This window comes from Psychroserpens jangbogonensis (assembly GCF_000797465.1).
GTDB classification, from domain to species: Bacteria; Bacteroidota; Bacteroidia; order Flavobacteriales; family Flavobacteriaceae; genus Psychroserpens; species Psychroserpens jangbogonensis.
This window is the reverse complement of record NZ_JSWG01000006.1, coordinates 38,130-49,711: the sequence shown is the minus strand read 5'-3', so window position 1 is coordinate 49,711 and position 11,582 is coordinate 38,130. Positions and strand designations below refer to the sequence as shown.

5 protein-coding genes are annotated in these 11,582 nt (G+C 33.8%); all 5 read right to left on the bottom strand.

The window, feature by feature from the left end; all coding sequences use genetic code 11:
* Positions 1–138: 138 nt before the first annotated feature.
* A complete protein-coding gene (locus tag RH81_RS03675) occupies positions 139–1,821 on the bottom strand; it encodes a glycoside hydrolase family 16 protein (protein WP_033958691.1) in 1,683 nt (560 codons plus the stop codon).
* 13 nt (positions 1,822–1,834) lie between these two features.
* Positions 1,835–3,937, bottom strand: coding sequence for a hypothetical protein (locus RH81_RS16335; protein ID WP_052172402.1), 2,103 nt, complete (start codon positions 3,935–3,937; stop codon positions 1,835–1,837).
* A gap of 18 nt (positions 3,938–3,955) precedes the next feature.
* Positions 3,956–5,416, bottom strand: coding sequence for a RagB/SusD family nutrient uptake outer membrane protein (locus tag RH81_RS03665; RefSeq protein ID WP_033957931.1), 1,461 nt, complete (start codon positions 5,414–5,416; stop codon positions 3,956–3,958).
* A gap of 11 nt (positions 5,417–5,427) precedes the next feature.
* Positions 5,428–8,472 (bottom strand): SusC/RagA family TonB-linked outer membrane protein, encoded by a 3,045-nt coding sequence (locus RH81_RS03660; protein ID WP_033957922.1) that lies wholly within the window; start codon positions 8,470–8,472, stop codon positions 5,428–5,430.
* Positions 8,473–8,708: 236 nt separating this feature from the next.
* On the bottom strand, positions 8,709–11,516 hold the full coding sequence (locus RH81_RS03655) for a helix-turn-helix and ligand-binding sensor domain-containing protein (RefSeq protein ID WP_033957919.1): 2,808 nt from the start codon (positions 11,514–11,516) through the stop codon (positions 8,709–8,711).
* Positions 11,517–11,582: the final 66 nt, after the last annotated feature.

Genomic DNA, 11,582 nt, shown 5'->3' with positions numbered 1-11,582 from the left:
TTAAACTCTACCGTCAAGGTTTTAATTGTTTAATTTGAAAAAGGTCGAGCAGTTAACTCAACCTCGTTCAAATAATTACTTAATTAGACTAATCATTGATTTTTGCTAAATCAAATTATTTATAAAAGCAATACTTAATTATTGATAAACTCTTACATAATCAATTTCCAATGTATCTTCAGTAAATGCTGGATCTACATCACCACCAAGAGTTCCTCCCATAGCGACGTTCAATATTAAAAAGAAGTCACTTTCAAAAGGTAAGTCTGGCGTATTTGGAATTGTATGGAATAAATTATCATCAACTAAAAACATAATTGTATCTGGTCTCCACTCAACAGTGTAATTATGAAACTCAGTAGTGGATGTGGTCAAAACAGTACTATCCGAATCTCCAGCACCAGGTGATACAGCTGGATGATGAACTGTTGCTAAAACAGTGTTTTTATCTTGACCTTTTTGTTCCATGATATCAATTTCACCACATCCAGGCCAAGTATTTGTTGCATAATCTTCACCTAACATCCATATTGCTGGCCAAGTACCAATCGAGGCTGGCAATTTAGCTCTTACTTCAACTCTACCATAAGTGAATTCATATAAATCTTCTGATTTTAAACGAGCAGACGTATAGGCACCTCCATCTGCTTTTGCTGTGATTTTAAGAAATCCATCTTCAACAATTACATTTTCTGCATTGTTAGTATAGTTTTGTAATTCTTCATTTCCCCATCCACCATCACCAAGGTCGTATGTCCAGTTTTCAGTATCTGGAGCTCCATTAGTATCAAACTCGTCAGACCAATCTAGGTTTTCAAATATTGTATTAAACTCTTGATCAGGAAGAGATGTAGTAAACATCTGGTACCAAGCTAAAGCAGGGTTAACTGCATCATAAAATCTTACATATAGAAAGTCACTTTCAATTTCTAAAATTTCGTAAGAAGAGACTCCAGTGTAGTAACCCATAAAAGCATCATCAGTAAAATTCATTACTGTTCCTCTTGGTTCTGGAAATTCTGTGTCTGCAACTTGAGTCCAATCCGTTTCAGATGGTATAAGTGTAACATCACTTTCTCCAGTAGTATCAAATTCAAAACATGTATCAGAAAACTCTGCAAATGTTTGACCAACTACAGCTCCATGTGCCCAATTAAAGAATGTTTGACCATTATTGTTTTGAGTAAAGGTTAGATTGTTTTCTGCACTTAATGCAAAAGTTAATGAGAAATTACAGAAGCAATCTGAATCTCCACTTCCACATTTTCCAAATGCGTTTGTAGAATCGTATTGTGGGTACCAATGTCCATTTAAATTGGCATCATCTGCAATATCCTGTGCTAATGTTGGCCCAACACCTAAATGACCATTTTGGTCTAATTTAGGGTACCAAGTTTTAGTAGATCCTTGTCCGCCACTTAAAAAATCTTTAGCTTCTAAATCATCAAAAGAACTAAATACTTCAATTTCAATAATAGCAGTAGTGGAAACACCTCCAGTACCGATTGCGCTAACAACAACTGTGTAAATATTTACACCGTTCATACTATAACGATGCGTATTCTCTCCAGAAGGAACAACAGCTCCTTGGCCATCACCAAATTGAAAGTTATAGCTTATTGCATTATTTGCAGTTGCTGTCAAATTTACAAAACCACTCCCATCACCATATGGGTTTAGGGTATCTTGTCCTATAATTTCTGCTGTTATCGTTAAATTTGTAGGTGCAATTATATCACCTACTTCTGCCTCATCCTCTTGACAATTCACAAAAAACGCTAGTGTGAGGATTAAAGTTGCTATTTTAATTATATTTTTCATATCAATTTTTCTATTATTGTTTAACAAGTTTGTATTGCCAGAAAACACCAGAACCTGTTCCAGATTCGATATTGACGTCAATTGCGTTAGGTCCTGTAAATGTCACATTATATGTAATTGTATTTGGAACTGCTACATCTGGAAGTTGGCCTTCATTGTTAGCTTTAGCAAGTCCTAAATAAGCACCAACTCCATTTAAAGTTATTGTGCCACCTGCTTCATTATAAGTATAAGCAGCTGGATTAGATCCATCATGCGGTGCTACTGGAGCTCCACAAGAATCTCCTCCACCTTGCCAACCTTCGATCCATGATTCTGCTCCGAGATCATTCGAAAATGATCCATCAGAACCAAATGTATACGTGTCGTCAAAATAACATGCTCTTTCAGCTACACATGGATCATCACATGGGAACCAGCTAATATCACCTAAAGATGGACCAACTCCTAATGATCCTGATTCTGATGCCATAACCCAAGTTCCTGTTAAAGGATTAGTATCTACGGCATCTCTTACCAATTTGTATTGCCAGAAAACACCAGAACCTGTTCCAGATTCGATATTGACATCAATTGCATTAGGCCCTGTAAATGTTACATTATATGTAATAGTATTCGGGACTGCAACATCTGGAAGTTGACCTTCATTGTTAGCTTTAGCAAGACCTAAATAAGCACCAACTCCATTTAAAGTCACAGTACCACCAGCTTCATTATAAGTATAAGTAGCAGAATTAGATCCATCATGAGGTGCTACTGGAACTCCACAAGAATCTCCTCCACCTTGCCAACCTTCAATCCAACTTTCAGCTCCTAAATCATTTGCAAACGAACCATCAGAACCAAATGTATAAGTATCGTCAAAATAACAAGCTCTTTCTGCAACACATGGATCGTCACATGGGAACCAGCTAATATCACCAATTGATGGACCAACACCTAGTGATCCTGATTGAGATGCCATTCTCCATGTTCCTTCTAAACCTTCTGCAGATGTTGTAGCAGCTCTATAGAAATAGACGTTATCGATAAAGAAATCGAAAGTACCAACTGGGATACCAGAGAAAATTAATTGTTGAATAGAATTAATAGACGTCATACCTGCATCTGTAAAATCACTCATTGGAATATCTATTGAAACCCATTCGTTTTGAGGAAGATCTTCAAACACAATTTCTGCTTCCGTACCTGAGGCTCCTCCTAAATCAACTAATTTGATTCGGAATGTCGTAGAATTCACACTCCAAAAGTCCAAATGAAATGCATCCATTTGACTCGCATCAACTGCATCTCCACCATAGAATTCTACTCCAACAAAATCAGCATCTGCATAAAACTTTGTGTCATCTCCATCAATTTGTAGATCTGTTAATGTACTTGTACTCCAATCGGATCTCCAAGAACTCACATTTACATCAAGTTCATATGTATTACAAAACATGGAAAGAACGTCAGATTCTTGTCTAAAAGGCGGTGCAGGCGCAGAAACTAAAGGCTGTAGTATTTCGGTAACTTCAAAATCTTCAGTATAAGATACTGTTTCAACAGCAGCACTAAATGCAGTTACAGTTATTGTATACGTTCCTGCCGCGTCATACATAAATGAAGTAGGATCGTCTATATTAGTCATTATTACTGTACTTGCAGGATCTCCAAAATTTACTTCGTAAGAAATCGCAAAATCTGCAGTTGCGGTAACATTTACTTGTCTTGAAGTTGCCGTATCATTTTCAATAATTACCATTAGATTTTCAGGAGCTTGGAATGACACTACTATTGTTTGAACAATGGTAGTCGTTAATCCGTTTAATCCATTAGCGGTAATTGTGGCTTCATAAGTTCCTTCTTCATAAGTGTGACTTACGCTAGTTCCTGGTTGAATTTCATTTGCTGGTTCTGATGCATCACCAAATCCCAGATTGAAGTTAGTTACCCCTTCACCTAAAGGTGTAATTGTAACTAAACCTGTGTTATCTTGTGTCACTACAACATTAGCAGACACATTTGTTGGAGCTGCAACGTTATCAACAAAATCGGTGTTGTCATCGTCTTGTGAACAACTATAAATTGCAAGAGCTACAAGACAAATACTAAATACATATTTTATTATTTTCATTTTCTCAATTTTTATTTTTTAATATCCTGTGTTTTGTTGCCAGTTACCATTTGAGAATTGAATTTCTTCAAAAGGAATTGGGAATACTTCATTTCTATTTGGTGAAAAACCATCAATTTGGTTTCCACGACCAGTTCTCACTAAATCAAAGAAATGATGTCCTTCTCCGACGAGTTCAACACGTCTTTCTTGATAAATTGCACTAGTTAACGCATTTCCTGAAGACATAACATCTGGTAAAGTTGCTCTAGTACGAACTCTGTTTAAATATAATCTTGCTTTAGAATCATCAATTGATCCTCTATTAAAAGCTTCAGCAGCCATTAATAATACATCTGCAAAACGAATTGCTCTGTAGTTATTAGGATTTGTTAGATTTAAATCACCTGCTGCATCATTGCTTCTTATTCTTGGTAAATACTTGCGGTTAAAATAACCTGTGTGATCAAAACCAGTTCCAAAAGATGCACCTGTAAATGCTGCCCAAGCTTCTATATCAAGTATTGCAACGTCTCTGCGAATATCATTAACTTCAAAAGCATCGTACACTTCTTGTGTTGGAATATTAAAGCTAAATCCAGATGTAAATTGTGGGCCATTGTAATTTCTTATACCACTAAATCCTACAGCCACATTTCCTTCACTACATTGCAGACAATCAAAACTAGCCCCTTCACCATCTGTATATTGAACTTCAAATACTGATCCTATTCCATTCTCTCCTTGGTTTTCAAAAATCAGATCATAATCTGTTTCTAAATCGTGAGGACTATTCAGGATTAAATTTTCTAAAGCTATAGCTGCTTCAGTAAATTTATCTTGGTATAAATAAGCTTTACCAAGTAATGCTTCAGCAGAACTTTTTGTAGCTCTACCTATTTGAGGTGCATTATAATCGAGTGTATTTGCAGCAAAAATTAAATCTGCTTCAATAAATGCATAAACATCACTTACAGAACTTCTTGGTATTGTTGTTTCATCTCCTAATTGAAATCTAGATTCTTTTAGTGGCACTGGACCAAACCATTTTACCAATTCGAAATAGTAATATGCTCTCAAGAATCTTGCTTCTGCTATTATAATTTCTTTTCCTTCAAAATTCGTTTTATCTTTAAATTCTAAGATATAGTTAGCTCTGTTAACACCAGCAAACATCCAATTCCATATATCCTTTAAATTACTATTTACAGGAGTGTGAACCATATCATCAATTTGTTGCCACCCTATAACATCTGTAGCGCTCTCTCCACCACATAAGGTATTGTTGGAAGCAATTTCTCCTAGAATTGCATTGGCATATGTTGACTGTAGCATATCATATGCTCCAATTAGTGCATTGTAATAATCATCTTCTGAATTAAAGAAGTTTTCAGAATCAATAGAATAAGGAGCAGAACGCTCTACAAAATCATCTGTACAACCTGAGTAAGCAATAGCTATAATACAAATTGAAACTGTTTTTATAAATTTATTTTTCATCTTTATTATTATTAAAAATTAAGATTTAAACCAACTAAAAATGTACGCGGTACTGGGTAGAAACCGTCATCGATTCCACCTCCAATTGGAGCTCCACTTGATGCTCCAGGATCATATCCTCTATACTCTGTAAACGTATACAAGTTGTTTACACCTACATATACTCTTACTTTGGAAATATTAAATTTTTCTGTTAAATCTGCTGGTACTGTATAACCTAATTGTACATTTTGAATCCTGATATAAGAAGCATCTTCTACAAAATAATCAGAAAACACATTATTAGATGTTGCTTCCGTTGTAACTCTTGGCACAGTGTTACTTGTTCCTTCTCCTGTCCAGCGGTTAAGTGCGAAGTTTGATCTGTTAACATCTGTCAATGTTCGTTCATAATTACGAACCATATCATTTCCTATAGATGCAAATGTATACACTGAGAAATCGAACCCTTTATAAGAGAAATTCAAATTTAATCCCATTGTTACATCTGGAATTGCATCACCAATATTAGTCCTATCATCTGCATTAACGGTCCCATCACCATTAGAATCTACATAACGAATATCGCCTGGAGCAGCAACAGCTCCTAAATCACTTTGGTTAGCATGTGCATCAACTTCAGCTTGATTTTGAAATATGCCATTAGTTTGTAATCCGTAGAAATATCCTATTGGCTGACCAGCTTCCATTCTAGATGGCGCTAATTGTCCAACACCAAAATTACCTCCTTCAAGAAAACCTGTACTATTATTTACCTCTAGCACTTCATTTTTAAGAGTTGTGATGTTATAATTAATTCCGAATTTAAAATTATCTGAAATGTACTCTTTGTATCCTATTGCAAATTCAAAACCTTTGTTTTCTACTTTACCAGCATTAACAGTTGGAGAACCACTTCCTGGAGCTGATATTCCAGTAATTCCAGAAACAGGAATATTACCAATTAAAAGATTGTCTCTCGTGTTTATAAAGTAATCTGCTGTAATATCAATTTTATTATTTAACAATTTAATATCTATCCCAAGATCAAATTTCTTAGCCTCTTCCCATTTCAAATCTGGATTTGGTAAAACACCTATTGCTTGACCGTTTACTAAAGCATTATCAAAAACATAAGTTGCTTCTCCGTCTAATAAACTTACATAACCATTGTTTCCAATTTGATCGTTTCCTAAAATACCATAACTAGCTCTAAGCTTTAAAAAGTTCACGGCATTTACATTACTAAAAAAGTTTTCATCAGATATTATCCAACCTGCAGTCATTGACGGAAAGTAAGCGACTCTATTTTCTGGTCCGAATCTGGTAGATAAATCTCGTCTTAACATGGCAGACAATAAGTACTTTCCTTTGTAGTCATATTGTACTCTTGCAAAAAACGATAATCGTCTTTCGTCATAAGCATATGAACCTACATCTCTTCCTTCACTTGTTCCTGTTGCTAAAGCAATATCAGCAAACTCCCAAGCATTATTAGGAACATCATACCCAGTAGCAAACAATCCATTTCCGAATTGCTTATAGACTGTTGAACCTACTGTTAGTTTTACATTATGGTCTTCACTAAACACATTACTATATGTAGCAAAAGCATCAAATGTGTAATCATTGTCATTAATAGCGTTTTGATCAACTCTACTTCTTGGAACATCAAACACTTTTCCTCCATAGTTTACTTCTTTCGAAAATGTTTTACCTTCACTATTTGAGGTGTTAAATCCTACACGACCTGTAAACATAATATTATCAAGAATGTCAACTTCTACACTTACCGTACCATTAAGTTTCCTCAAATCATAATCATTATTTGTATCTGATATTTGAGCTAGTGGATTAATAATTTCAATTCCTAAACCAGGATTATTAGGAACTAACGTAAATTTGCCATTGGCATCATAAGGTGCAATTGTTGAAGGCGTATTAAGAGCATTAAATAAAACTGATCCTAAACCAAAATCGTTAATAGCATCTCTATCTATATACGTGTAAATTGCATTGGCTTTAATTCTAATTTTTTCTGAAATATCAGCTCCTACTGCCAAACGCGCAGTGTTTCTTTTGAAATCTGATTTCTTAGGAGCTATAATACCTTGTTGGTATAAATGAGAAGCACTAAAGGCATATGTTATTTTTTCTGATCCTCCTGAGACATTGAAGTCATGACTCACAATAGGTACGTTATTATTAAATACTTCATCTTGCCAATCTGTTCCAGCTCCTAATCCTGACACATTCGGATAAGGTAAGGCTTGTCCACCTGCTGCATAGCTTTCATTAAGTAGAGTAGCATATTCAGTAGCATTTAATAAATTAAGTTTCCTTGACGTCTGTTGAAATCCAGTATATGTATTATAACCAACTTTGGTTTTAGAATTTTTCTTACCACTTTTAGTAGTTACTAAAATCACTCCATTTGCTCCAATGGTTCCATAAATTGCAGCTTGTGCATCTTTTAAAACTGTAATGGATTCAATATCACTTGGGTTTAGAACACCTATATCACCTTGATAACCATCAATAATTACTAATGGTCCGTTTGCACCATTAGTAGATATACCACGAATTCGAATATCTAAACCTGCACCTGGCGCACCAGACTGTGAAGTCACATTAACACCAGATACTGTACCTTGTAATGCTTGTTCTACTTTAATAGGTTTGATTTCTTCTAATGTCTTCGCTCCTACTATAGAGACTGCACCAGTGACATCTCTTTTCTTTTGAGTACCATATCCAATAACTACAACCTCGTCAAGCGACTCAGTATCCTCAATTAAAGCTATTGTTAGTGGATCACCATTTTCTACAGTGATCTCTAGATCTTTGAAGCCAACATAGGTAAAAACTAATACTGAATTGATTGGTACGTTTTTAATTTCAAAATTACCATCAAAATCTGTTGATACTCCATTAGAGGTTCCTTTTACAAGAATGTTTACTCCAGGTAATGGTAATCCATCAGCGTCCGAAGTTACTGCTCCTTTTATGTCTACTTCTTGACTAATCGCCAAAGAAGTAAATAATAAAAAGACTAAGGAAAAAATTTTTGTTGTCATATTGATTTGTTTGTTATGTAGTAAACTTATCACTTGTATTTGTGAAATCAATAAAAAATGCCAATACAAAAAACATACATGACAATAAAAAGCATGAAATTTTAAGAAAATCTTAATAAATCACCATTTTTTCAAGCATTTACTGGAATATAAATATACGAAAAGGTAATACTGATTAAGCAGACAATTCTATTTGTAGTGTTAATGTAGCGGTCTTTTAGATAACCGTATAGTTACTATATTTCAAGAATATGATTTGTTAAGCTTGACTCGTGTGGTAAATCCATCTTTTTTCTTAAACGGTAACGTTTGACTTCAACACTTTTAGGTGAAATATTAAGCAAAGGAGCAATTTCTTTAGAAGACAAATTAAGCCTTAGGTAAGCGCAGAGTTTTAAATCGTTTGGTGTTAAAGAAGGATGTTTCGCTTTAACTTTTTTAAGGAAATCCTTATCAGCATTATTAAAGGCTTCTTCAAAGAATTTCCAATCATCTGTATTGTTTAGGTTTCTGTCAATAATTTTGATGACTGGGTTTAAACCTTCTGTTTTATTTACACTTTTGAGTTCTTCTTTAATATTATTTAAAAACTCATTCTTCTTAATAAGGCTCATTGTAGAGATGGCCAACTCACGATTCTTATTCTCTATATCTTGTCTTAGCTGTTGGTTTCTTACGGCCATGAGCTCTTGAGTGTTCTCCAATTCTTTTACTGCAAGTTCCTGTTTTGACTTCTCTATAACTTTTTGCTGTTGATTTCTATAATATTTACGGTAGTAATAATGTATTATCAAAAGAAGCAATATTGTAGATATTACATATAAAGCAATTGCCAAATTAGATAGAAACAATGGTCTTTTTATTGTAAACACATAGGTCGCAATATTTTTGGTAATCGTATTACCTGCCTTTCCTCGAACATTAAAAGCATAAGTTCCAAATGGAAGGTTTTCAAATTTATGTGATGAGCTCTCTGTCCATTCAGACCAATTATTTGACAATCCTAATAACTGATACTGATATTTGTTTTCAATAATCTCACCATAATTCGCGAAATTATAATCAAATTTTATGTTGTTCTTCTTGTTACTAAAAGTAGGCTCAATCAAAGGATCCAGCACCTCTTTTGGCTGATCAATCTCGTTGACTTCTAAATTATTTATAACAATCCTAAATTCTTTTTTAGGAGGCGCTATATTATCATTTATCAACAGGTATCCATTATACCTTCCTACTAAATACTCATTGCTACTTATTTTTGTGACATTTTCAAAACCTGCAACTACATTTTTAATTGAACTTGCTAAAGGAAATAATCTCAAATTTGGTATTTCACTCATTCCTCCATATGAAACAAATGCTATATTATCATCTGCATATCTCCAGAGCATATCTTTCTCTCCACTAATTTGCATCATCGTGGTCACCTGTTTAAAAGGCTGAAATAATGACGTAAAAGAGCTATCTATATTAAATTCTTGGTTTTGGTTTTGTTTAAATGCACCTTCAGAAGACACATAAATCAATTCTCCATTATAATTAAATGCATTAGAGCCAACACCTTCATAAATGTTCTCTATTCTATTTATTTGTTCTACTTTTTTGTAATCATCACCAATTTTTAATTCATAAAGCCCTTTCAATTCATGATTAACATAAAGCCTGTTATTTGCAAACTCGAAAAAACGACTAGAAATATCAATGCCTTCAATTTTATTTCTATACGTCCATTCCTTATCAACTTTTTCTAATACATTAAGTCCGTTAAAATTACCTTGCAAAATTAAATTACCTTCATCCGGAATGGTCTTAAATCCCCAAGTTCCTATGGCATTCTCAATGGTATTTATGACAGCATTAGCTTCAATAATCATTGTCCCTTTATTATGACCACAAAATATTTTTCCATCTATATTGGCTAATGTCCATACTTGACCGTTAGTTCCTTCCATAAACTGAAATTCTTCAAGCGAACTTCTTTTTTTATAGAACAAACCTTGGTTAGTTCCTAAATAGAGGGTGTCATCCATAGCTAAAGAAGCATAGACAGTACCTAATTTTCCGCTATCATCTTTATAAATACGGTAGGGAGATGTAACATCTATAAGGCTGATTCCATTATCGAGACCTAACCATATATTCAGATCTAAATCTTGAAAGACAGATAGAACCGTATTGTTAATTAATCCGTTGTTTTGATTTATTGTGTAACTAATTTCACCATCAGAGGTCATGAAAATTACACCATTTGAAATTGTACCAAGCGCAAAAGAACCATCCATTAATTCCAGGCTACTAAATACGTTAGCCTTAAATAAAACTTCATTTGCTGGAATATCCCATTGTTTTACACCATTAGAATCTAACACAAAGAACCCTCTATCTTGCGTCTGAATTAAAAACTTATCATTGTGACGAAATGCATTAATAATTTTATTTGATTTCAAAATAATATCATCAGAAACCATTTCAGATTTACCGTTAATAATTTTAAATAATCCAATACCTTTTTTCTGAAAGTAAAAAATATCATCTGATATAATCATATTAGATAATTCAGTTTCAGAATCTATAAATTTAACTGATAAATCTGACGAATTGACTATGTATATTCGATTCAAAGATTGAAAAAGAACCCAACCATCTAAAGAATAAATATTCCAGATTTGTTCATCTTCAATTAAGTTGATTTCAAGTTTTTGAGATAATGAAGTGTATACAAGTAAACCAAGATTATTTCGCTCCCAATACCCGAATTCCATGTAACCACCAGAGTATATTCGATCATTAACAACCTCTAAAGATCTAAGAACTGTTTTATTTGGAGATTCATAAAACTGCCATTTTGCTCCATTATATTCTAAAAGTCCAAGATTATTGGCAACGTATATATACTTATCAGTGCCTTGAGAAATAGACCAGTTTTGATTTTCTGCGTTATACATTTCTGGAGTAAAACTTTGTATAGGTGGTAATTCTTGAGCATATAGCATGCAAGAACACAGAAAAATAACGATATGTTGGATTAACTTTTTAATAGTCATTGTTAACACAAATATAAGTCTATTAACTATACTTACTGACCTTGTACCAAACTATAAACCATACAA